Source organism: Lysinibacillus sp. FSL P2-0066, from assembly GCF_037969495.1.
GTDB classification, from domain to species: domain Bacteria; phylum Bacillota; class Bacilli; order Bacillales_A; family Planococcaceae; genus Lysinibacillus; species Lysinibacillus boronitolerans.
The window spans coordinates 1,912,494-1,935,911 of the sequence record NZ_CP150202.1; the positions used below are offsets into that span (position 1 = coordinate 1,912,494).

At 40.1% G+C, this 23,418-nt stretch carries 21 protein-coding genes and 1 CRISPR repeat array; of the genes, 16 read left to right on the forward strand and 5 right to left on the reverse strand.

All coding sequences use genetic code 11. The features are described from left to right. The first annotated feature begins 546 nt into the window (after positions 1-546). The 6 genes from MKZ14_RS09330 to MKZ14_RS09355 all read left to right on the forward strand — a co-directional run bounded on the left by MKZ14_RS09330 (position 547) and on the right by MKZ14_RS09355 (position 7,319). Positions 547-2,280 carry an ABC transporter ATP-binding protein gene (locus tag MKZ14_RS09330; RefSeq protein ID WP_333006718.1) on the forward strand — a complete coding sequence of 578 codons (1,734 nt, stop codon included), beginning with the start codon at positions 547-549 and terminating at the stop codon, positions 2,278-2,280. Beyond that, complete coding sequence (locus tag MKZ14_RS09335; RefSeq protein ID WP_339280846.1) at positions 2,277-4,088, forward strand: ABC transporter ATP-binding protein; 1,812 nt, start codon at positions 2,277-2,279, stop codon at positions 4,086-4,088. Before MKZ14_RS09330 ends, MKZ14_RS09335 begins: the two co-directional genes overlap by 4 nt. A gap of 41 nt (positions 4,089-4,129) precedes the next feature. Beyond that, the gene (locus MKZ14_RS09340; RefSeq protein ID WP_312126672.1) at positions 4,130-4,549 is read left to right on the forward strand and encodes a DUF1801 domain-containing protein; all 420 of its coding nucleotides are present in this window, start codon (positions 4,130-4,132) and stop codon (positions 4,547-4,549) included. 126 nt (positions 4,550-4,675) lie between these two features. Further along, a complete protein-coding gene (locus MKZ14_RS09345) occupies positions 4,676-5,659 on the forward strand; it encodes an alpha/beta hydrolase (protein WP_339280847.1) in 984 nt (327 codons plus the stop codon). A 2-nt stretch (positions 5,660-5,661) separates the two neighbouring features. Further along, a complete protein-coding gene (locus MKZ14_RS09350; protein WP_339280848.1) occupies positions 5,662-6,333 on the forward strand; it encodes a response regulator transcription factor in 672 nt (223 codons plus the stop codon). Next, positions 6,330-7,319, forward strand: coding sequence for a HAMP domain-containing sensor histidine kinase (locus MKZ14_RS09355; protein ID WP_339280849.1), 990 nt, complete (start codon positions 6,330-6,332; stop codon positions 7,317-7,319). Before MKZ14_RS09350 ends, MKZ14_RS09355 begins: the two co-directional genes overlap by 4 nt. A 35-nt stretch (positions 7,320-7,354) precedes the next feature. Here the strand turns inward: MKZ14_RS09355 and MKZ14_RS09360 are convergent, their stop codons facing one another. Beyond that, the gene (locus MKZ14_RS09360; RefSeq protein ID WP_339280850.1) at positions 7,355-8,224 is read right to left on the reverse strand and encodes a DMT family transporter; all 870 of its coding nucleotides are present in this window, start codon (positions 8,222-8,224) and stop codon (positions 7,355-7,357) included. Positions 8,225-8,334: 110 nt separating this feature from the next. Further along, on the reverse strand, positions 8,335-9,192 hold the full coding sequence (locus MKZ14_RS09365; RefSeq protein WP_339280851.1) for a LysR family transcriptional regulator: 858 nt from the start codon (positions 9,190-9,192) through the stop codon (positions 8,335-8,337). Between the two features lie 136 nt (positions 9,193-9,328). On the opposite strand from MKZ14_RS09365, the gene MKZ14_RS09370 reads away from it, so the two are divergent. From MKZ14_RS09370 to MKZ14_RS09390, 5 genes are all read left to right on the forward strand, one after another. Next, positions 9,329-10,537 (forward strand): MFS transporter, encoded by a 1,209-nt coding sequence (locus tag MKZ14_RS09370; RefSeq protein ID WP_339280852.1) that lies wholly within the window; start codon positions 9,329-9,331, stop codon positions 10,535-10,537. Positions 10,538-10,566: 29 nt separating this feature from the next. Beyond that, entirely contained in the window at positions 10,567-10,947 is a 381-nt protein-coding gene (locus MKZ14_RS09375) for an SRPBCC domain-containing protein (protein WP_339280853.1), read from the forward strand. A 112-nt stretch (positions 10,948-11,059) separates the two neighbouring features. Then, positions 11,060-11,776: a toast rack family protein gene (locus MKZ14_RS09380; protein WP_339280854.1), complete on the forward strand. Its 717-nt coding sequence runs from the start codon at positions 11,060-11,062 to the stop codon at positions 11,774-11,776. Positions 11,777-11,914: 138 nt separating this feature from the next. Beyond that, positions 11,915-12,439, forward strand: a complete 525-nt coding sequence (locus MKZ14_RS09385) for a hypothetical protein (protein WP_339280855.1) — start codon at positions 11,915-11,917, stop codon at positions 12,437-12,439. A 33-nt stretch (positions 12,440-12,472) separates the two neighbouring features. Further along, positions 12,473-13,204, forward strand: coding sequence for an alpha/beta fold hydrolase (locus MKZ14_RS09390; RefSeq protein ID WP_339280856.1), 732 nt, complete (start codon positions 12,473-12,475; stop codon positions 13,202-13,204). A gap of 123 nt (positions 13,205-13,327) precedes the next feature. On the opposite strand, the gene MKZ14_RS09395 is transcribed toward MKZ14_RS09390, so the two are convergent. The 3 genes from MKZ14_RS09395 to MKZ14_RS09405 are packed head-to-tail and all read right to left on the reverse strand — an operon-like array spanning position 13,328 to position 17,197. Next, the gene (locus tag MKZ14_RS09395; RefSeq protein ID WP_339280857.1) at positions 13,328-15,802 is read right to left on the reverse strand and encodes an ABC transporter permease; all 2,475 of its coding nucleotides are present in this window, start codon (positions 15,800-15,802) and stop codon (positions 13,328-13,330) included. Next, complete coding sequence (locus MKZ14_RS09400; protein ID WP_339280858.1) at positions 15,802-16,617, reverse strand: ABC transporter ATP-binding protein; 816 nt, start codon at positions 16,615-16,617, stop codon at positions 15,802-15,804. The genes MKZ14_RS09395 and MKZ14_RS09400 overlap by 1 nt, the downstream gene beginning before the upstream one ends. Continuing rightward, positions 16,583-17,197: a sigma-70 family RNA polymerase sigma factor gene (locus MKZ14_RS09405; RefSeq protein ID WP_309484728.1), complete on the reverse strand. Its 615-nt coding sequence runs from the start codon at positions 17,195-17,197 to the stop codon at positions 16,583-16,585. Before MKZ14_RS09405 ends, MKZ14_RS09400 begins: the two co-directional genes overlap by 35 nt. Positions 17,198-17,499: 302 nt before the next feature. Between MKZ14_RS09405 and MKZ14_RS09410 the strand changes: the two genes are divergently transcribed. From MKZ14_RS09410 to cas7i, 5 genes are all read left to right on the forward strand, one after another. Next, positions 17,500-17,715: a hypothetical protein gene (locus MKZ14_RS09410; RefSeq protein ID WP_036081058.1), complete on the forward strand. Its 216-nt coding sequence runs from the start codon at positions 17,500-17,502 to the stop codon at positions 17,713-17,715. 71 nt (positions 17,716-17,786) lie between these two features. Continuing rightward, positions 17,787-18,746 carry a hypothetical protein gene (locus MKZ14_RS09415; protein ID WP_339280859.1) on the forward strand — a complete coding sequence of 320 codons (960 nt, stop codon included), beginning with the start codon at positions 17,787-17,789 and terminating at the stop codon, positions 18,744-18,746. A gap of 142 nt (positions 18,747-18,888) precedes the next feature. Beyond that, a CRISPR array of direct repeats spans positions 18,889-19,631; the repeat unit is 29 nt; unit sequence ATTTAAATTCCACTTAGTTAATGAAAAAC. Positions 19,632-20,085: 454 nt separating this feature from the next. Continuing rightward, entirely contained in the window at positions 20,086-20,823 is a 738-nt protein-coding gene (gene cas6 / locus MKZ14_RS09420) for a CRISPR-associated endoribonuclease Cas6 (RefSeq protein WP_339280860.1), read from the forward strand. A gap of 12 nt (positions 20,824-20,835) precedes the next feature. Continuing rightward, positions 20,836-22,536: a Cas8a1 family CRISPR/Cas system-associated protein gene (locus tag MKZ14_RS09425; RefSeq protein ID WP_339280861.1), complete on the forward strand. Its 1,701-nt coding sequence runs from the start codon at positions 20,836-20,838 to the stop codon at positions 22,534-22,536. Next, positions 22,529-23,407 carry a type I-B CRISPR-associated protein Cas7/Cst2/DevR gene (gene cas7i, locus MKZ14_RS09430; protein ID WP_333006935.1) on the forward strand — a complete coding sequence of 293 codons (879 nt, stop codon included), beginning with the start codon at positions 22,529-22,531 and terminating at the stop codon, positions 23,405-23,407. The genes MKZ14_RS09425 and cas7i overlap by 8 nt, the downstream gene beginning before the upstream one ends. The last annotated feature ends 11 nt before the right edge of the window (positions 23,408-23,418 follow it).

Genomic DNA, 23,418 nt, shown 5'->3' on the forward strand with positions numbered 1-23,418 from the left:
GTCGCTCCAAAGAAGGGCAAACCTGCTCCAAAGTGGAAGAAAGCCGCTCCAAAGAAGGGCAAAGCCGCTCCAAAGTGGAAGGAATTCGCTCTTAAGGAGGGCAAAGCCGCTCCAAAGTGGAAGGAATTCGCTCTTAAGGAGGGCAACCTCGCTCCAAAGAAGGGCAAACCCGCTCCAAAGTGGAAGGAATTCGCTCTTAAGGAGGGCAACCTCGCTCCAAAGAAGGGCAAACCCGCTCCAAAGTGGAAGAAAGCGGCTCCCAAGAAGGGCAAACCCGCTCCAAAGTGGAAGGAATTCGCTCTTAAGGAGGGCAACCTCGCTCCAAAGCGAATGAAAGCCGCTCATAAGAAGTGGAACTTCGCTCTAAAAAGTCACCATCCTCCAAAATCTGCTTAGAAATTAGATTTTTACTCCTTATGAAGACACTACACCACAATCAAACCACTCCAATAATATTACGAGACCCGAAAAATTAGTTGCCAAATGGGAATGATTTTCAGTTATAATGAGGAACGAATGGGATTTAAATAGAACGGAGACGAATGTATGCAGGCAGTTAGACAATTAGGGCAGTATTTGGGGCCTTATAAATTTTTCACCTTGATTGCACCGCTATTGATGGTGCTGGAGGTGACGATGGATTTAATTCAGCCGACCATCATGCAGCATATGATTGATACGGGGATTGCCAATGGGGATAATCGTTACGTATTGAATATGTTTGTGTGGATGCTTGGCAGTGCAGTGCTCGGACTTATTGGTGGGGTTGGTTGCTCGTATTATAGCTCGAAGGCGGCGATTCATTTTGCCTCGGATATTCGACAGGCTCTTTACGAGAAGATGATGACTTACTCAGCCAAGGAGCGAGATGCTTTTACAACGGGGAAGCTGATTACGATTTTAACGAGTGATGTGGAAAGTATTCAGCGTGCCTTTATGATGACGCTGCGTATTTTTGTGCGTGGGCCCTTGCTCTTTATCGGCGCAGTCATTATTGTGTTTGTCACAGCACGTGAGCTTTTTTCCATATTGCTCATTATCGTACCATTGTTGGTTATAGCGATGTATTTTTTTACGAAGTATTCGGGTGTATTGTATCGTCGTGTTCAGGAGGCCATTGATGCCGTCAATACGAAGCTACAGGAAAATTTGGCGGGTATTCGTGTAGTTAAAGCCTTTCGCCGTGAAACACAGCAGGTAGCACAGTTTGGAGAATTAAATGAGGCGCTGACGAAACGTTTTATTACAGCTGAGCAAATTGTCGGCGTGCTTGTACCCTTTACGATGTTTGTTGTCAATCTAGGGATTGTAGCTGCGCTTTGGCTTGGAGCCATTAAGGTAGACGCGGGTACGCTGCAAGTGGGCGTTATTCTTGCATTCATCAATTATTTAACGATTATTTTAAATGGACTGATGTCCTCTAGTATGGTGCTGATGCAGATAGCGCGAGCCTTGCCTTCAGGAGAACGCATTGTGGACGTGTTAAACAAAGAGATTGCTGTTAAGGAAGCGGAACATGTGCTGACCGATCCAATAAAAGGGGCCATTGACTTTGATCAGGTGAGCTATCGTTACTATGAAACAGCTGAGGATGTCCTCAAAAAGATTTCATTTTCGGTGAAACCAGGGCAAACGGTCGGCATTATTGGGAAAACAGGTAGTGGTAAATCGACGCTGGTGAAGCTATTACCTCGCTTATTTGATCCCTCTGGTGGCGAAATCCGCATAGACGGAAAACCGCTAACATCCTACTCACTCGCAACCCTACGTGAGCATATCGGATTTACCTCACAGAAAGCATTATTGTTCTCTGGACCGATTGAAAAAAATATTCGTCTCGGTAAGGATGATGCTACAGCTGAGGACATACAGCAGGCATTAGAGGCGGCCTGCGCCAGTGAATTTGTAGAGCGACTTGATAAGGGCTTAGCACATGAATTATCACAGGGTGCTACGAATCTTTCGGGTGGGCAGAAGCAGCGCCTTGCATTAAGTCGTGCGTTTATTCGAAAGCCTGCTATTTTGGTGTTGGATGATACAACGTCAGCGTTAGATAGTGCTTCAGAACAACAAGTGCAGCGAGCTATTGCCACCTATTATCAAGACACAACGACCTTCATCGTAGCGTCGAAAATTGCCTCCATTCAGCAGGCAGATGTTATTTTGGTACTAGAGGATGGCGACATTGTTGGGCAAGGAACCCATCAGCAGCTTCTACAATCAAATGCGCATTATCAAGCAATTTATGCGTCACAGCAAAAGGCTGGTGAACAAGGATGAGTCAAGGTCAACCAAAGCAAATGAATTTTGGACGTGGACCGCGTATGGGGGGACCAGCTGAAAAGGCGAAAAATCAAAGGGAGACATTGTCACGTGTGTGGCATTATGTCAAGCAACAAAAAATAGGGCTGTTTTTCTCTATCTTTTTTGTCATTGCCTCGACCTTTTTAAGCCTTGCAGGGCCCTATATGATTGGGCATATTATTGATGATTACATTATGAAAAAGGATATCGACGGAACGATTCGTTTAGGCATCCTGTTGGCCGTTATTTTTTCAGTAGCCTCTATTCTGACATGGCTGCAAACCTATGTCATGATTCATGTCGCAATGAAAACCATTCGGACATTGCGTCTGGAACTATTTCACAAGCTTCAGACGCTGACATTACGCTTCTTTGATCAGCGTGCACTTGGGGATTTAATGAGTCGTGTGACCAACGATATTGATAATTTAAATACCGCACTTGCGCAAAGTGTTACGCAAATCGTGTCGTCCATTTTAACTGTAATTGGTGTCAGTATCGCTATGTTTACATTAAGCTGGCAATTAGCAATCGTGACATTGATTATTATTCCGCTGATCGTTTACACAACCAAGCAAATCATTAAACGCAGCAGTAGAAATTATGCAGCACGACAACGAGATCTTGGGAAGCTGAACGGCTACATTGAGGAAATGATTACAGGTGCGGAGGTACTAACGCTTTTTGGCAAGGAGCAGCAAACGATTGATACGTTCCATCAGCAAAACGAAAGTCTACGAAACTCTGCCCAACGAGCAGAAATTACCTCCGGCTTACTAGGTCCGATTAATAACTTTATGAATAATTTAGGCCTTGCTGTCGTCATCGGAACAGGTGCCTTTTTAGCAGTGAAGAGCATTGTTACAGTGGGGATTATTGCTGCCTTTGTGACCTATACACGGCAATTTTTCCGTCCGCTTAATCAGCTATCTAATCTATTAAACACCTTCCAGTCTGCTATTGCTGGGGCAGAGCGTGTTTTTGAGATACTAGATGAACCCTCAGAGGTAGCCGATCAACCTAATGCTATCAAGACGGCATCGCTCAAGGGGGATGTTGTTTTCAAGCAAGTATCATTTAGCTATGAGCCAAATAAGCCTGTGTTAAAAAACATTGACTTCCATGCCAAGGCAGGAGAGACCATTGCGCTTGTTGGCCCAACAGGCTCAGGCAAAACAACGATTATCAATTTACTAACGCGTTTTTATGACGTCAATCAAGGTGAGATTTTGATTGATGGGCATAATATTGAACACTATCAGATGGCAACGCTTCGTCAAAGAGTCGGTGTGGTTTTACAGGACACCTATTTGTTCTCGGGAACGATTCGTGAAAATATTCGCTTTGGAAAGCTAGATGCGACAGATGAAGAGGTTGTGGAAGCGGCAAAAATTGCGAATGCCCATCATTTTATCAAATATTTACCTGCCCAATACGAAACACCCGTGCAGGCAGGAGGAGCCAATTTAAGTCAGGGGCAGCGACAGCTTATTGCGATCGCCCGTGCAATTTTAGAGAATGCAGATATTTTAATTTTGGATGAAGCGACATCAAGCGTGGATACCCAAACAGAGGTCGATATTCAAAAAGGCTTACAGCATTTAATGCAGGGACGCACAAGCTTTGTCATTGCCCATCGTCTGAAAACAATCGAAAATGCCGATCAAATCCTCGTGATTCAGCAGGGAGAAATTGTCGAGCAGGGTAATCATCGAGAGCTGATGCAGCAGCAGGGGATCTATCGTCATCTTCAACAAAAGCTATTGTTAGAGCAGGTAGAATAGGGAATAATAAAGGTACATCTTCCAGAAGGCGAGGGATTGACATGTATGAATTAAAGACCAAGGAAACGGATGTAAGTGTCATTGAATTTATTGAAAGTGTAGACCATCCAAAAAAGCGAGAAGACGCTTATCGATTACTGGACATTTTTACAGAGGTCACAGGCTATGAAGCCAAAATGTGGGGACCGAGCATTATAGGCTTTGGTAAATATCATTACAAATATGAAACAGGCCATGAAGGAGATGCCCCACTAGCTGCCTATTCCCCTCGCAAAGCGAAAATTAGCTTATATTTTGCTCCAGGGGATGACCGAGAGCAACTATTACAACAGTTTGGTAAACATACAACAGGAAAAGCCTGCGTTTATATTAATAAGCTAGCTGATGTGAATGAGAACATTTTAAAAGCCCTTATCCAACAAACCATCGATTTTTTACAAAAAACCTATCCAGATGCTTAATCAAGAGAGCTGCCTATTAGTAGGTAGCTTTTTTTGTATGAAATATATTTATTTTCTCCAAAAGTTTAGTAGAAATTTATTTTTACCGTGTATCCTTGCAAGTATCAACGAAAAGAGGAGATACGTATGAAAAAGAAAGCAAAGAAAATGATTGTCTGTATGGGGGCATTGATCGTGTTTGGAATGGTGATCGTTTGTATTTATCACTATAGCTTAATACAGAAGGAGTCAGCTATTTTACAACCTAACGGGACATTAAACAATGTAGATGGTCAAAATCTCCATGTTTATCAGGAGGGGGCTGGCGAGGATACATATGTTTTTATGGCTGGCTCAGGTATCGCAGCACCCGTATATGAGCTAAAAGGGCTGTATCGTCAGTTTTCACAGCATCATCAAATTGCAGTAGTGGATCGAGCTGGCTATGGCTATAGCGACGTAGCCCATGAGGATAGAGGAATCGATACGATTTTAGCACAAACTCGAGAGGCACTTCTGCAAAGTGGGCATAAACCACCCTATGTCCTTGTGCCACATTCCATTTCAGGGCTAGAGGCCATTTACTGGGCGCAAAAATACCCAGAGGAAGTAAAGGGCATCATCGCTCTGGACATCGGCTTACCTAGCCAATATGTAAAGCATCCAATGGGCACAGTCGATCGGTGGATGGTGAGAGGCATGCACCTCGCTACTAAACTCGGCTTACATCGACTTTTGCCAACTCAGGTCTATAATCCGCAAGTACTTCAAATGTCGTTTTTAACAGAACAGGAAAAGGAAATCTATCAGGCGTTGTCCTTTAAGCAATTTTTTAATGAAGATATGCAAAATGAGCTGTTGCAGGTCTACGAAAATAGTTTACAATCAGAACAGCTCAAAAAGCCGCAAGACACGCCTATCTTACTGATTGATGCGATTGCAGCGGACAATAAACATTCGAAATATACGAAGCAAAACCGGCAGGATTATGCCGACTTTGCAAAGCAATTCACTAATGCACAGGTGAAAGAGGTTAGTGGGACACATAGTATTTATCTCTATCAGCCAGATGAAATCTATCAACTGGCAATGGAATTTATGAAAACAACGGGCGATGAGAAAGGTCGATAAGTATGAAAGGATTTAGAATCTTAATTATAGAAGACGATCATATGATTGGTGATCTACTGCAAAAAATAGTACAGCGTGAGGGCTATGAGGCAATCTGGAAAACAGATGGCAAGGATATGATGGCGCTGATTCAGCAGGTAGATTTAGTCATTATGGATATTATGCTGCCAGGAGAGGATGGCTATCAATTAAGTAAAAACATTAAACGTTTAGGCTTAAATATTCCAATCATTTTTCTATCAGCACGTAATGATATTGAAAGTAAGCTAGAGGGGTTGATGGTCGGAGAGGATTACCTGACAAAGCCATTTGATCCGCGAGAGCTATTGCTAAGAATGCAAAAAATGCTCGCACAACAGTATGGTACATTTACGCAAATTCAGCATTTATTGATCGATGGAGAGCGCCGTCAAGTATTTCATCATAGTATCCATGATGAAATCGCCCTAACAGCGATTGAGCGAAAAATTTTCTTTTATTTATTTGACCATCGAGACCGAGTATTAACAAAGGAACATTTTTTTGATTATCTTTGGCCGCTTGATGAACGCAATCATAATATTTTGAATGTCCATATTAAAAAAATTCGAACAAAGCTACAAGACCCGACAGGCAATATTGTGCAAAATATTTATGGAGAAGGGTATCGTTTAAATACCTATAATAGAAAATGACCTTAAAAACAAAATACCGTACCTTGTTATTTGTAGCCATTGGGAGTGTGCCAATTGTACTATTAGGCATTAGTGTGGCCATGTCAATTTTGTATGACAAGGCCTTTAAAATGAAAAATAACGGCATTCCGTTTCATGAGTCCTATGCCTATCCTGTGATGCTGATTGCGTTTGTGCTAGCTTTAGGAATGCTCGCATGGCTTTTTTCTACATCGATTCATTCTTTACTATCCAAAATTACACTACTTAATAAAACAATTCGAGAACTAGCGAGTAATGAGCGAATACCTGACACCTTAACAATAAAAAGTGAGGATGAAATCGGGCAGCTTAGCCAATCCGTCAATCTCTTAATTGAGCGTACAACTTACCGAGAATTAGAGCTTGCCCAGCAGCAGGAGCTTCAAAAAGAGCTGCTACAAAAGTTGCGACATGACATTCATACGCCGTTAACGGCTATCCGTTTGCAGCTGTTTTATCTAGAGGATCAGCTACAGGGGCAGCCCAAATTGGTGGAATCCTTACATGCACAAATTCAATATATCACGAATTTAACAAATGCATTTCAGTTACAGTCCTTTGATACGAGTGAACAGACCTATGTTATGCAGGAGGAGGTTCAACTTGTCCCAATGCTACAAATGATGATAAAGAAGTGGCAGTATCTATATCGCATGCAGAATATTACGCTACATTTTCAGCATGATGATTTACAAGCAACTTGGCTTAGCAATGAATTGTGGCTACAGCGTTTATTCGATAATGTCTTTCAAAACACATTAAAGCATGCCCAAGCAACCAAGCTAGAGGTGACGATCAAGGACGGGCAAGTTGTTATGTGTGATGATGGTATTGGCTTTACGCCTGAAGATGAGCATGGGGGACTTGGGCTTAAAATCATTCAGGATATTGCTAAAACACTGAATATCGAAGCTTTTTTACAATCAAATAAGAATGGCACGACCTTCTACTTTACACACCAATAAAAAACAACGGCAGCCTTTGCCGTTGTTTTTTTCTTTTACACTGATTTTCGTTGCTGTAGTAAGAACAGGGCTAGTCCTAGTAAAATGACCACAATACCGATCCCCTGTTGAACGGAAATCATCTCATCTAAAATAAAATAAGCTAATATACAGGTGCCGATTGTTTCGCCTAAAATACTCATGGAAATCACCGTTGTACTTAACCATTTCAATAGCCAATTAAAGATGGTTTGCCCGAAAATCGTTGCAATGACGGCCAGCCCTACAAGAGACCACCAGGTGGAGGCTGAATAATCGAAAAACGATTCTTTCATAAAGAGGGCATAAACGGCTAAAAAGATCGAGCTACTGCCATAGCCGATAATAGAATAGGGAATGAGCGATAAATCCTTGCGCACGGATTGCCCAATAAAAAAGTAGGCTGTAATAATACCTGCTGCAATAAAGGCAAGAATATCGCCATAAAGGGCTTGTCCACTAATCTGGAAATCTTGCCAGCCAATAATGAAGCAGCCGATGATCGCTACGAAGCAGCCCACAATCGCTCCTTTTGAAAATCGCTCTTTAAATAAAAAATAGCTGCCTACTAAAGAGAATAGTGGCTGTAGTGTCACAATGACGGTTGAACTAGCCACGGATGTGTAGTTTAATGATTCAAACCATAACACATAATGACAGGACAAAAATAAGCCTGATAAAATGCCAAGTCCCCATTGTTTTTTCGAAAGACTTGCAAGCTCCTGCCGCAAGCTCTTCTGTGCCAATAAAAAGGGAAGAAGCACTAGCATCGCAAAAAATAGTCGATAAAAGGCTGTAATCGCTGGTGGTGCATCAGCTAGCTTAACAAAGATTGCTGAGGTAGATAATGCAAATACTGCAAAAAATAACGAGATGTAATAAAACATGATGTACTCCTAAGCATTTACAAGATTAATAATGACAAACCTATTATAGTGTAGTCCGCATGAATAATATAGGGTTTTTAGAATATTAGCACAAAATAGGTTGATCCGAGTTAATTCATCTCAAGCAAGGATTCAATGACCTGCTTTAATTGCAGGATGAAGGGCTGCTTACTGTCATCTTTTTTATAGATATAAACTGTTTCGATAACATTGTGAAGCTCGTCTAAGTCATAAAAGTGCAGGTCAGGACAAGGATAAAGTGCTAGTAATTTGGTATTTAATACAGCTAGCGTTTGCTCGATTTCAAGAAAATCTAAAATACTACTAACCGATTTAATCTCCTTCATCGTAAAAGGTACCTGCTTTTCAGTGAGCCATTGTGCTAATGCATGGGTATACATGCAGCCCTTACTTAACACAAGCAATGTGACAGGTGTTCGTTGTTCAAAGTCGATGATATGAGCAAAACTTGAGATAACTTCAAATGTCTCTGTGGCTAGTACATCATAGTGTAGATCGCTATAATGCTTGATTGGATTACTTGTCAATGCACAATCTATTTCCGCCAGATGGACTTTAGAATTTAAGGCTGTACTTGATTCGACAGTGAAATCAACATCAATCGGACTTTGACTAGTTTGCAGTGCGTTCATGATGGATGGACCATAAATTTTAATGGTTGTATGAGATGTACCAATCAAAATGCTCGTTTGTGTAGGGCCGATGGTATGTAAAAAGTCTTCATATTGCTCGGCAACTTTCTTTAAAAACTGTAAATAATGTTGACCTACCTCTGTCAGCTTTAAGCCTTGGGGTGTTCGTTTAAAGACATCCTGCCCAATTTCACGCTCCATTTTTTTCACCTTTGCTGTTAGGGCAGATTGTGTATAATTGGTGACTTCAGCTGACTTACTCAAGTTTTGCCTCTCTAAAAGCTCCATTTTTAAGGCAATTTCTTCAATGTTCATGTTGTTCCTCACATACCTATAGAATTTTTTAATAGCCGCTATCATTTTCCTCCATTTTACGTACGCGAGCTGTCCACGTACACTCTAGATAATGAAAAGGTATACTGCAAAAGCAGTAACCTGATGGAGGGTTATGATGCAGACATATTATCGATGGGTTATCTTGCTTGTGGCTACACTTTCGCAGACAGCCGCAACCTTTGTGACCTACGGAATGGGGCCAGTTGCCTCTTTTTATCAAATGGAGTGGCACTTAACATCCTTCCAAACAGGGCTCATTGTTTCAGCCGTCAATATAGGACCAATTTTCTCCATGCTGCTATTCGGCTATCTCATGGATAAAAAGGGAGAAAAGCAGATTATTGGATGGGGCTCGCTACTACTGGGCCTGTCAGCCTTATTGCTAATACCCGTGAATCATTATACGACATTGCTCCTCGTATTAATAGTTGTGGGGATCTGGTATGGCAGTGCGCAAACAGGTGGCAGTACAGCTATTGTGAAATGGTTTCCTGACAAGCATCGAGGACTTGCGATTGGGATTCGCCAAACAGGTATTCCGATTGGTGGTGCCTTGGCTTCCACTGTGTTGACCTATTTGTATCAACATCATCATCTTTCCTCTGTTCATTTAGCGCAGGGCTTGATGGCGATTGGAGGGGGACTATTATTTTTATTGCTGTACAAAGAACCAAAACAGCATGACACCTCTACGGCACCTCTCATTCCCTTTAAAGAGAAGATGCGAGCTATTCGGCACAATCGAGCGCTCTATCCCTTATTTTTTGTGGGCATGGTCATGATGTCCCTACAAATGATTATCATTGCTCATTTTATGAGCTATTTACATCATAAAGGTGGGTATTCATTAACTGAGGCAGGGCGCTATTTAAGTCTGATTTTACTTGGTGGGATGCTTGGGAGAATTGTACTTGCTTGGATGAGTGATCATTATTTCGCTCAAAAACGAGAGCCATTATTAGTGCTCGTTATGGTCGCTACATTTCTGATGGTTTGCTGTTTACCCTTTGTCATACATACCGAGGGCCTCATGATTGTATTTTGCAGTGTGTTTGGGTTTTTAGCGCTTGGCTGGTATTCCATTTATATCACTTGTGTCACGGAACAATCCGATTCGCAAGCAGTAGGACTGACTGTAAGTGCAGCGTTAACGATTAATCAGTTCTTTATTGTCTTGGCACCAACAGTTTATGGTTTATTGGTTGCTGTTTTTTCCAGCTATCAGCTCGCTTTGGATGTCATTGCTGTGATGGTTATACTGGGGGCATTTCACTTATACAGAGCATCCCAAAGTAGTCTAATTCCTGAAAGTTCGGTAAAATAATGGAAAAGAAAAAATGGAGGTTGCTGCGAATGACCAGTTCAATTTGGATTGAGGCAAAGATTGATAAAGTATGGCAGGCGATTACAGAGGAGCAATCCCTCTCCCGATGGTACGCACCAGGCTCCACGTGGGATATCCCTATACTAGCAACTGGAGAAAAGATGACATTTACCTTAATGCCAAATACGCATAATCAGCTTTCTGAAAAACTGCCGATGCAGCTAACAATTCAGCAAGTGAAGAAAAATGAGGAATTTTCCTTCTATCTAGAGGTTCCTGAAACATTAATCGCTATTACGCTAGCCGAACAGGGTAATGGCACGACGGTGAGCTTTAATTCACCAGGCTATGATGCCTCTCTTGCGAATTTAAAGGCATTGCTGGAGGGGCATGACATTCCTTATCAGTAAGCCTCTCTACGTCTTAGGTCTTAGATGAATTTCGAGCGTAGGGTCGTATTTTAATTTCCTTCCTCCTATATAATGAAATTATTGGTAGATTATACGGCGGGAGGAAATAATAGTGAAAAAATTAGTTGGTTTAGGTGTCGTAATGGGCACGTCAGCATTGGTATTATCAGGGTGCTTTTCCTTTATTCCAAATAAAATGCGAGAGGAAGCCATTTTGGTAGAAAAGGATAAAGTGAAAGCATTAGAGGTAGACATTGATTTAGGTGTTGGCGAAATGAATGTATCGAGTGGAGCAAAGGAATGGGTTGAGGGCAACGCAGAATATAATATAAAAAAGCTAGCTCCTCAGGTAGACTATGATGTACATGGCGATACAGGAGAAGTGGAAATTAAGCATAAGGGCTCAACGAAGCTTGGGCTCTCAAATATTAAAAACACGTGGGCGATTCAACTGAACGACAGCATCCCCATGGATCTGACTGTGGAAACAGGTGCCTCTCTTGCCAATCTTGATTTACAGGGTCTTCAGCTGGAAAAGCTCGATATTGAAGCGGGTGTCGGTGATCTAACGGTTAATCTAGGTGGCGACTGGGAAAAGAGCTTTACAACGACTATTGAAACAGGTGTCGGTCAAACAACCGTTATTTTACCTTCAAAGGTTGGCGTGAAATTAACGACAGAAAAAGGCATTGGCTCGTCTAATGTGGAGGGCCTTATATCAAAAGGGAATGGTGTCTATGTCAACGAAGCTTACGACAAGGCGGATGTCGTGCTAGAGGTCAATTCGGAATTGGGCATCGGGGAAATTACCTTTAAGTTAGATCGATAGAAAATGGAATAGGTTACTTTCAGGGAGGAAATACCAGCACCACAATAATCATAATAGACGCGTCAAATACATCCTTTGTATTTGGCGCTTATTTTATGGTAGCTTTAAGAAAGCAATTGTTTTAAAGGAGCGAATGGATTGAAAATCTATACATACAAGCAACCAGCAGCCATTGAATCAACAGAGACCATTACTATTATAAATGAAGCAGGGGAGGTATCGTCCACCGTTCAACGCGTGTATTCTAATGCACTAAAAAAAGCATTCGATAAAACGATGGACTATCGTTATTTCGTTCGTTTTGATGTCCACGATCGCAATGGTCAGCCGCTTTTTACGTGTAAAAAAGTCTCCCGTCGCGGGCGCGTGCATTTTCGTGGCAAGGATTTGGTAACAGGCAAAGACTATATGATTGCCTACGATGGCTGGCAAATTATGATTCCTGATTTAGTTATTACCGATGGTGAACAGCAAATCAAGCTTAACAAAGAAATGGAGGATTGGTCTGTTTTTACTGTGAATGAACAGCCTATCGCACGCTGGCAAGCGACTTTCTGCGAGACGCATTTTGACATTACACTGCAAATTGAAGACAGCAGTCCCATTCAGCAGGAAGCCTTTTTTATTGCCATCGGACAGGCAGTGCTGTTTGTTGGGGCTTAAAAGAAAGGCAGATGGAAGAAAGGGCTTGATGAAGTGCTAAATATATTACCAGCAAAAGAGATTTATTTACAGGGAAATGAGCATGCCCTATTGCTTTTACATTCCTTTACAAGTCATACAAGAGATATGAAGAAAGTAGCCACTGCACTACATAACCAAGGCTATACTTGCTATGCGCCGCTATATCGTGGACATGGCACTCATCCAGAACAGTTATTACACTATCAGGTAGACGATTGGTGGCAGGATGTAGTGAATGCCCATCAATTTTTATTGGATGAAGGCTATCAAAAGATTTCGGTCATCGGTCTATCCATCGGGGGAATTTTCGCGTTGAAGTTTGCTCAATTAGAAAGGCTCGAGCAAATCATTGTCTTATCGGTGCCGTTTGATAAGGAGCCAGAGCAATTAAAACAAAGAATCATTGACTATGCCCATAATTATAAAACAATCGAGGGCAAGCCAACGCTTCAAATCGCTCAGGAAATGGAGTCATTTCAGAACATGCCATTAGATGCGATGAACGCATTCCAAACATTTATCCAAGCAACGATGGAGCAGCTTGATAAAATTACCATTCCTATCGCTATCTACTATGGTGAAAAGGACGATGCCTTATACGCGCAAAGTGCTGAAATGATCTATCAGCACGTTCATTCATCTAGAAAGCAGAAGAAAGGCTTTGAAAATTCTAAGCATCTCATGACATTAGGACGAGATCATGAGGCTATCATAAAGGAAATGATAGAATTTCTTCAAATTTAGGGAGAATTTCATTTATAAAAGGAGTGGGGGTGCTCTGCTCCAAAGAGGGGTAAAAGCGCTCATTCAAGAGACAGCCCCGCTTCTAAAAAACAGCCACCTCTATCCATAGAGGGGCTGTTTTACTTATATTTCCACGATCTCATTCGCTAATTTTTGTCTGCTCATCCAGTAGCCTTGGAGGGTAAAGACAATGAGTGTTGACCCTAGGAAGGCGAGACTTGTGAGGCCCAATGTTAGAAAGTCATAGGACATCGGCGAGCCATCATCAATGAAGCCTAGCATCCTCGTTAAGACGAACCCCAGAAATGTACCGACCGTGAGACCATAAAGGACAAACGATAGGACTTGTGTCAGTATGAGTTTCATCAGCCCATTTGGTGACAGACCAATTAATCGTTGGATGGCATAGTCGCTGCGTTTTGTATAAATCGTATGCAGTAAAGTTTGAAGGACACCAAGCCCCGTGGCAGCTATTAAAATAACAAAGACGCCAACAAATAGGCTCCACCGTTGGAAGAACATTTCATTGGATTGTGCTAATATGGTCGCTTTATCTGTCAACTTCAGGGCTGGCCAGCGCTCTTCCAAGAATGACAGCTCCGTCAATGCCTGCTCTGGGTGGGATGTTTCGACCATAATGTCTTCGATGAACGGGTGATCCTGTGCTGTGAGGAATGATGACCAATCAACGATTATATCGGCTCGGTGAATAGGTGAATCGGTAATTCCTATAATTTGTAATTCACCAGAAGGCCTATCCTGCTGTGCAGCAAAATCATAGGAACCTATCGTTATACGATCACCCACTGACAAATGATAACGTTCGGCAAAGCCCTTTGTCACGATAAGGCCATCCTGCAAATTTCCACCTTCAATTTGAGGCAACTTCTTTAATTGCATAAATTTCTCAATATCAATGGTTGTATAGTTCTCTGCTAGCCATTCATCGCCGAGTTGTAGGGCAATATACGCATTATTACTTTGTGCATACGCGTACTGTACGCTTGGCAATGCCTCTATTTCATCTATAATTGCAGGCGTGATAGTTGGATCATTTAATTCATTATCAATTTTTATGGCTGTTTCGTATTGTGATTCCGTGTAGGCAAGGTCATTGTGCTGTAAGGTTTTCATTAATGAGCTTCCAAAGGTTAAAATGACCATTAATCCTATCATGCTAAGCACCACGGGCATATTTTTGCGTACCTGTGGCATGAGCTGCTGGCATGCTAAATAAGCTTCCTTGCCAAGTCCCCTTCGAATCGGCTTTAAGGCCAAATGAAGGATGGCTGTAAACAGATAGGGGATTAGTAACAGTAAAATCCCACATACAATTAGTGTTCCGAGTAAAATAAATAAGGCACCTTGATCGCTTCCTGTCCCAGCTAAATAGGCTTGTAAAAAGAAGAAGACAGCTGACACACCTACAATACTGACAATAATTGTTTTCCATTTTGTCCAACGTAGCTGTAAATTTTCATTTTCTGAAGCGATTTGTAATGGCAATAGTCTAGAGCTTTTCGCTACTTGCCATTTTGTCATCACTTGAAGAATGATGAAGCTGGAAAGGGCAATTAAAAGAATAAACACAATAGGAAGCTCTGTTTTAGCTTCGGGTAAATGCAAAAAGCTAATTAATTGTGGTAGCCAGCTTTTTATGACGACAAGGCTCAGCGTTGTTCCAAGCATAACGCCAAAGCTAATGATCAGTGATAGTTGGAGCTTGACTATACGTCCAACCTGTTTAACTGATGCCCCGAGAGCCCGTAAGATCATGAGCTGCTCTTTAATTTTATAAAATAATAGCTGGAATGTGGACAGCAATAGGACACTCGAAATGAGTAAAATAAAAACAGATAGTACAATCATAAAAACCATTAAGCTCTGTAAATTTCTTTTAATTGCATCGTACTCACTCATAACATCAACACGTAATGTTGCATCCAGTTGTTTGATTTCTGCACCTACTGCCTTGGCACGACCCTCATCCGTTTTAATGAGCGCAAATATGCCTGCCGTTTGTGGCTGACTATTGTTCATCCATGCCTTAACTACGTCATTTGCTAAGAGAATGATATTAGGACTGTCAGTGCCTTTTATCGTCGGTAAAATTTCTTGCACGATAAAATCCTTTGATTGAATATGAATGGAGTCCCCAACGCGTTTGTTGAAAAGACGGGCAACATTTTCCGAAAGAATGGCATCGTTCGGTCCAAGATTGGCCTCAAAATGGTAGCGACTTTTCACAAGGTCATCATTTTCGACGCCAACGGTATAAAATGTGGTGTACTTTTCATGTTCAACGAATGTATGAGCTAGCGATAAGCGGGACACTTGTGTGACACCGGCTAGGGTAGAAAGCTCCTCTATTTGATGTGTTGTCAACAGTTTTTGCTGATCGGGATTATAACCAACCATTAAATCTATTTCCCCATACAACGCTTGGATGTCTGCCTTCATCTGGCTATTCGCATTCCAAATGTAGACGGTCATCGTCATTACCAGGCAAATCGAGATCGTAATAACACTAATACTCGTTAGGACATTTGCCCAAGCGGCACGAAATAGCTTGAGGGCAATATTGCGCATCGTAAACATTAGCGATCCCCCCTCGTAATTTGCTTGAATTTCATTAGAATACAATCCAAATCCTTTTCATTTTGCTGGTTTTGATAGGAATCCACAATCGCCCCATCATGGAAGAACAATACCCGATTGGCATAGGTAGCCACATAGGGGTCATGTGTGACAAGTAATATCGTTTGCTGGTTCTTTTTTTGCAGAGCAACAAGCAGCTCTAAAATTTCATCTGTTGTATGAACATCCAAAGCCCCCGTTGGCTCATCTGCCAGTAAAATAGGAGGATTGGCAATAATCGCTCGCGCAATGGCGACACGTTGCTTCTGTCCACCAGAAAGCTCATGTGGTCGATGCTTTGCCCAAGCAGCGATGTTTAAGGTTTCCATCATATGCTGCACACGCACCTTAATCTCCTTGCTAGGAATATCATTTAATATAAGGGGAAGCGCGATATTATCCTCGACGGTTAAATCCTTTAGCAGATGAAAGGATTGGAAGATAAAGCCGATATTTTCTTTTCGGAATTGCGATGCTTTTGGCTCTTGATAAATAGCCTCAGCTTCCTTGCCAAATAAAAATAATGCTCCATCTGTTGGCTCATCAATGGCACTGATCATATTCAGAAGAGTACTTTTACCAGAGCCGCTTGTCCCCATAATTGCCACCATTTCCCCTTGATAAATGGTGCAATGGATATTTTTCAAGGCATTCACAGTATGATGCTTTTGCTGATAAATTTTGGACATCCCTTCCACACGTAGCACCTCTGTTAAACGTCCTTCAGGGATGGGTATTGCATTAATGACTTCTTTCAGCGGATTGAACCCACTCATCGAGATATGCCCCCTTTAATTGTTGTCGTAATGCATGCAAGCCACGGCGAATATGTGTTTTCACGGTACCTTCAGGGCATTGTAAAATCGCCGCAATATCCTTGACCGAGTAGTCTTGATAAAATCGTAGCAATAGCACCGTTTTGTACTTTTCCTCGAGCTGGCAAAGAGCCTGCCATAAATCTAGCTCTTCTTCGATGTATGTAGGAGATGCGCTTGTTAAATCCTCGAAAGTTTGTGGTTCAACAGGCATAACTGTTTTTTTCTTCGCAATATAGGTTTTACAGCAATTTATCATAATGCGGGTAAGCCAAGTGGCAAAATAGTGAGTCTCCTTTAATTGCGGTAAACCCTCATAGGCTCGAATAATGGTTTGCTGAAAAACTTCTACGGCGTCGTTTTCATTTTGTACGTAGACATAGGCCATGCGATAAAGCTTATGCTGCTCCTGCTCAATGAGCTGATAAAACGCCTGCTCATCACCTTGTTGGGCTAAGGCTACAAGAGTTTGTTGGGTGCTCGTAATGAAAATCGCCTCCTTTTCGACCATTAGACTCAGCAAGTCATCATTTCGATTCAAGTTTTTTTATTTTTATTTAGAAACGTCATAAGCATACCCATTTAATAGAAGGCTATCAATTTACTGTTATAATGATACAACAACACAGCAGCCCTTTGATTTCCCCATAAGCCAAGTGCAAGAGAAGCTACGGTCGCCTTCTCCTACAGCGATTGTCAAAAAAATTCAGGATGATTCCGATTCAGTAACTTTCTCCCTAGAGTAAGGCTATGAGAAAGTCACAACGCAAATGGCCGTAACCAATACGATATCGAATTGCGGATGCTATTGAGGCCATTGCGACAGGCATTGAAGGTATGTCAGTGGAGCTAGCGGAGGTTGTTCACAATACTGTCACGATTAATAAAGCAGTCGATGAAATTGCTGCTGTTTCTGAACAATCAGCGGCAGGTATTCAGGAAACATCGGCTACCATTGAGCAAACTGCAAGTTCCATGGCGGAAATTAAACATAGTGCCGAGCATTTAGCAGAAATGGCTGAACAACTAAACGCCCTGATTCGTCAATTTAAGCTATAGAAAGTACCTGTGGATTTCAAACTTCCCTCACATTTCATCTGTATACTAAGGCATTGGAAGGTGGAATCATTTTGAGAAAATATTTACTTTTATTATTGATGAGTACTTTATTCATGGCACCCGTTGCCTACGCCCATACGATGGATAAAAGTACACTATTCACGGATGTCCCTGAAACAGCCGCCAATATTCAGGACATTATGGTACTACACAGTATTGGGCTTCTTGGGTACAATGGCAAAGATATGGCCTTAAACCCAACAGACAATCTCTCACGCAAGGACTTTGCAGGCTGGGTAGGTGGCTTTTTCGGCCTTGACGGAGCAACAGTGGATGAGCTAGCACAAGCAGCTCAAAAAGAGGATTACGTGTCTTCTCTAGAGGGAGATATTACGTACAAGGAAATAAATACAGCACTTTTTCATCATAAACTTGAGCTAGCCAATCCTGACGCAACCATGACGAAAGAAGAGTACATTGCATTCTTAACAGAGCACCTTACATTTGATATGGGCGGACATACGCTTATTCAAATGGGCGGCTTTGCAGAAGGACCAACAGGTACAATTGAAGATGTAGTCACAGGTGACCAAACAGGAATCATCATCGACGGTAAAACATACATGCTGTCAGGACACCCTCGCATCTTTGCCGATTCAACAGATGCCAAAAGTTGGGTAGGGCAACAACTAGAACGCTCTATTTTCACAACAGCAGCAGATCACCATCATGGTCATGACGGTGGGCAAGAGGAAACTCACGGCGATCATGCAGAAGGTCACGACACAAGCCACGAGCATGAAGCATCTGCCTCGAATGAAGCAACACTACAATATGTGCAAATTAGCACTGCACAAGTGGTGAAAGAGGATGCCAAAGAAATGGAGTCTTCGAACGCTACACCAAGAGAAGAGCAACAAGCAGCCGCAACAGATGACACAACATCCAACTCAAACACAGTATGGATGATCGCCATCCTAGCAGCCCTAGCCGCTATTTTTGTTATTGTATTTGTGAAACGCAAGAAATAATGTAAATGAAAAGAACCAGCAATGACCGAGGGAATTCGGTTGTTGTTGGTTTTTTTAGAGAATAATAGATTGCAAGGGTTTAAATGCCACTTGCTAATAAAAATGCCTTCAGTTGGACAATAACTTCCTAACCTATTTACTTATTATAAATCCACTTAGTTAATGAAAAACGAAGATCAAATTCTAGCTAATCAAGTGTTACGAGATTTAAATTCCACTTAGTTAATGAAAAACTTCAAACTGACAATAAGTTGGAGCAACAACAACTAGATTTAAATTCCACTTAGTTAATGAAAAACCCGTAATTTCATTTTGCTGCTTATCTCGCCAATCGTCATTTAAATTCCACTTAGTTAATGAAAAACACAGGGCGCATCAAACTACGAATCTAGTACAAATACATTTAAATTCCACTTAGTTAATGAAAAACGTAGTTCGATTTGCGTTGAATTACGCCTATAAGCAGATTTAAATTCCACTTACGTTAATGAAAAACGTACGACAAATTAAAAGAGTATGCAGAGCATCAAGTATTTAAATTCCACTTAGTTAATGAAAAACCGCTGTTAGCGAATTAAATGAAATGGTCCAGCGAGATTTAAATTCCACTTAGTTAATGAAAAACGAATTGATTAACAGTAAAGATGTTTTTAAAATCATCATTTAAATTCCACTTAGTTAATGAAAAACTTGGTTCCGCAATTTTTAATGTGATAGCATATTTGATTTAAATTCCACTTAGTTAATGAAAAACCTTGCTTTAACGATGGTCCAATTGTGCGTGTATTAAAATTTAAATTCCACTTAGTTAATGAAAAACGAAAGTGTTAGGGTCGGCTAATTTCAGCATGTGATAATTTAAATTCCACTTAGTTAATGAAAAACTCCCCTTAAGCATAATCAAAAAAACCTTATTTTTCAACGCTTTATCAGGTTGTACTTTGAGACTAATATCATTTTTTTGCAGTTAATCGGTATTCCAATAACATGCCTTTGCAATCAAAGGCCCTTAAAGCTAGATATGATAAGTTTTAAAAAGACCAATGTTGTAAATGATTCACTGCACTTGTACAAAAAAGTCTTCAAACATAATCATTACTTGAAAAAATATTTATTTGGATTCTACTTATTTAAAAAGAACCTTCTATTCTAATCAAGAATAGTAAAGAGATTAATAAGCACCAAAATCTAAAGTAAACATAATGCCTACATAATTGTCAAAAAATGTTGATTAGTGACGAAAAAAAGATTAGTATATAAGTAAGTTTAATTTTGGGTAATAAACCTATTTTTAACTATATCTAGGTTAAGCTAGGAAATAAAAAGGAGGTGAAGACAAATGAGGTTGCAGATCATTATGGAAGCGGAGAAAATACCTAAGCATTATCATTTTTTAGCTGGGAGTGTAGTTAAAGCCGGACTATCTTCTGTCAATCCAGAATTAAAGGAAAGTTTGTATAGCTTTGAGGAACATCAAGCTAACAAGGCGATGCGTCCTTTTACAGGAGCGATTTATTTAAATGGTTATACGCTAGAAGGAGATGAATTTATCATCCATCAAGACATTCGTATGACCATTTCTTCTTCTGATATAAATTTTATGATAACTCTGTATAATGGCTTACTTGAGCATAAGCAAATGCAATATAAGTCATACACCCTACACATTAAGCATGTTAAATTTTTATCTGAAAAATTACCTACAAAATCTCAAGCTCTATTTAAAACAAACAGCACCATCGTTATCAAAGATAAAAACAATCAATATTTAAATATTGATGATCCTGATTATGGGAAGGAATTGAATTATGCAGCAAATGAATGCCTAAAATCTGTTGCTGGGCGGACATTGCATCAGCCACTAGTTTTTACACCTGTAATGATGCATAAAAAAGTTGTGCAGTTAAAGCATGACAAGTTTAAAAATTTAAATGAAAAAGGAATTCTTTATTTGAATGGTTTTGAAGGAAGCTTTGTACTAGGAGGACATCCAGAAGATTTAGCTTTATTAACACAGACGGGCATTGGTTTTAGAAGATCACAAATGCTAGGCTGCATTGAAATGGTGAATGAATAGGAGGTGAAGTGAATGATTGAACTACAGTTAGATGAAACAATTTACAATGCCAGTATTTTGGGACTTTGCCGTGTATTTGACTATGCAAAGCTAGAGTATAGTAAGAGCGATTTTCAGACTATTAGTTTTCCAGAAAGCAATTTAGCGAACTTTGAAGAACATTATTTTGCCTATTTATCTGCTCAATATGGACATGAAACAAATTACTATAAAATGACTAATCCTACTATTGTAGAGTTTTTATTAAGAGCGAAAACTGACATTGGAGATGAAAAAAACTTAGAACGGCTCAATGCCCATATTGAAAAAGTGAAATACTGGCTGTCATCGAATAGTTATAAGAATGTCTATCCATTTCTGTCTGCGATTCCATTTGATTTTTTAGAGGCTGCAAAAAGTTTAAAAAAGGTAACACAGAGGAAAAAAGAAACCTTGGAACAAATACAGCCGCAAATTGGAGACGCTGTGGACGCATTACTACAAATTGTCGAGCATTTAAAGCATAAGGATGCAAAGCGATTTATCATCCCACGTGTCCTTACATATCAAGTTATTCAAGGTTTTTGGTCCAATGTCTCCTTCCTAAATAGCAATGCGAGTAAAAAGGATCTCTATGAAGAATATTTTAATTACTTCATCAAACCTGCTCAAGATTTTCTAACGTCAAAGAAAGATGAAAAAAAGTACGGAAAAAATAAATTAACATGTGCGTGCTGTGACAATAAAATGAAGTCTATCTCAGAGGCATTTGATCTTACTTGGGTACAAAATTTAGGGGTTGATGGGGCAAGAAAATCCTCGCATTATTGGAACCATCAGCGCAATTTATTTATTTGTCCAATCTGTAATATTGTGTATAGTTGTCTGCCATTAGGCTTCACATTGAAAAATGGGATAGGTCTCTTTATCAATAGCAATCAATCCATTGTCGAGTTACTAGCTTACAATAAAATCCAGTTGCGCAACGATAGAGGAGAAGAATATACACGCGATAAGCTGGAGGAAATGGCATATTCAAAAATTATCAATGAAATGTATCAACATGCAGAAAACAAGAAGAATGTAGAAATTGATAATATCCAGATTGTTAAATATGACAAAAATAATGAATCCATACCTTATACATTCAATATGTTATCCCGTGACAAAGCACAGCAGCTTTATGATAGCCGGAATGACTTCCATTACTTGACGGGGAAATTTGTTAAGGAAAATGGAGACTATATAAGCCTCTATCAAGAAGTTATTCGACGTTTTTATAATGGACAACGCTTTAGTGATTTACTCTATCGTTTAATACGTTTAGTAATCGATGATAAATATGCGGATACTTTTTCTATCTATAAAATTCTGAAAATTTCAAATTATGTATTAAATGGAGGTTCACATATGACAGATAAAGAGTTAAGAAGTATTCGGATTAGCGGCTACGAATTAAGAAAAGTATATCGAGGTCAAGAAACAAAATTAAATGCTATTTCACACCGTTTGTTAAATGCTTTAAAAGTAAAAAATCCTAATAAATTTATGGAAACAATTGTACAGGCGTATAGCTACAAACGCCATGAAAAATTAGGTATCCCCCTATTTTTCACAACAACACTCAGTGATATTGAAAAATTCCAAACAATTGGCTACGCATTTTTAATAGGATTAAATGGAAAAGATTTCGAAAAAGAGGATATGGCAAAGGAGGAGCAAGTAAATGAATAAAAAAGGATTAACAATCAGTATGATAGTTGAAGCAGAAAGTGCCAACTATGGTGAGGGTGTTGGCAACGTTGCTTCTTTGAAAAAAATTTCCCGCGGAGATCATGAAGTGTACACGTATATTTCACGTCAAGCATTGCGTTATAACATTGTCGAACAAATGGATATCAATCACACTCCATTAGGTATGGATGGCTCCGTTATTCAATTTCACCCAGATGCAACAATCGCAGATTATCCTGAAATTGATTTGTTCGGCTATATGAAAACGGTAAAACCAACGAGAACTCGTGCTGCCGTGGTACGCTTATCCAATGCTGTCGCATTGGAAAGTTATAATACAGATTTAGAATTTTTAACGAATAAAGGGTTGTTTGACCGCCATAAAAGTGCAACAGCTAATGAGGAATTAAGAGGTGGAAATATTGCACAAAGTGAAATTCATAAATCCTTTTATGCTTACACACTGACGGTGGATTTAGATAAGATTGGAATTGATACAAACGATCAAATCGAAATTCCATTAGAGGAACGTGCTAAGCGTGTTATTTCTTTATTACGTACATTAAAATTTTTATATCGTGATATAAAAGGGCGTCGAGAGAATTTAGCTCCAATTTTTGCTATCGGTGGTGTCTATGATTTAAAAAATCCATTTTTCGAAAATCGATTAAAGCTTCAAAATAATAAGCTTGCCGTTGCAACGGTTGAGGGGATTTTAGCATTGGATTCACATATTCAACAACATACACATGTTGGCTTAGTCAAAGGATTATTAGCAAACGACGAGGAAATTGAGCAAAGTTTACAAGCAAAACCAATGGCAGACTTCTTCGCGCAGCTAGAGCAGGCTGTATCAGACTATTATAAATAAGCAGGTGAACA

Coding starts and splice junctions, on each gene's coding strand:
- MKZ14_RS09340 (WP_312126672.1), top strand. CDS start 4,130: ATGTATGAATTAAAGACCAAGGAAACGGATGTAAGTGTCATTGAATTT.
- MKZ14_RS09395 (WP_339280857.1), bottom strand. CDS start 15,802: ATGTTTACGATGCGCAATATTGCCCTCAAGCTATTTCGTGCCGCTTGG.
- MKZ14_RS09370 (WP_339280852.1), top strand. CDS start 9,329: ATGCAGACATATTATCGATGGGTTATCTTGCTTGTGGCTACACTTTCG.
- MKZ14_RS09355 (WP_339280849.1), top strand. CDS start 6,330: ATGACCTTAAAAACAAAATACCGTACCTTGTTATTTGTAGCCATTGGG.
- MKZ14_RS09375 (WP_339280853.1), top strand. CDS start 10,567: ATGACCAGTTCAATTTGGATTGAGGCAAAGATTGATAAAGTATGGCAG.
- MKZ14_RS09365 (WP_339280851.1), bottom strand. CDS start 9,192: ATGAACATTGAAGAAATTGCCTTAAAAATGGAGCTTTTAGAGAGGCAA.
- MKZ14_RS09335 (WP_339280846.1), top strand. CDS start 2,277: ATGAGTCAAGGTCAACCAAAGCAAATGAATTTTGGACGTGGACCGCGT.
- MKZ14_RS09350 (WP_339280848.1), top strand. CDS start 5,662: ATGAAAGGATTTAGAATCTTAATTATAGAAGACGATCATATGATTGGT.
- MKZ14_RS09330 (WP_333006718.1), top strand. CDS start 547: ATGCAGGCAGTTAGACAATTAGGGCAGTATTTGGGGCCTTATAAATTT.
- MKZ14_RS09425 (WP_339280861.1), top strand. CDS start 20,836: ATGATTGAACTACAGTTAGATGAAACAATTTACAATGCCAGTATTTTG.
- MKZ14_RS09360 (WP_339280850.1), bottom strand. CDS start 8,224: ATGTTTTATTACATCTCGTTATTTTTTGCAGTATTTGCATTATCTACC.
- MKZ14_RS09345 (WP_339280847.1), top strand. CDS start 4,676: ATGAAAAAGAAAGCAAAGAAAATGATTGTCTGTATGGGGGCATTGATC.
- cas7i (WP_333006935.1), top strand. CDS start 22,529: ATGAATAAAAAAGGATTAACAATCAGTATGATAGTTGAAGCAGAAAGT.
- MKZ14_RS09400 (WP_339280858.1), bottom strand. CDS start 16,617: ATGAGTGGGTTCAATCCGCTGAAAGAAGTCATTAATGCAATACCCATC.
- cas6 (WP_339280860.1), top strand. CDS start 20,086: ATGAGGTTGCAGATCATTATGGAAGCGGAGAAAATACCTAAGCATTAT.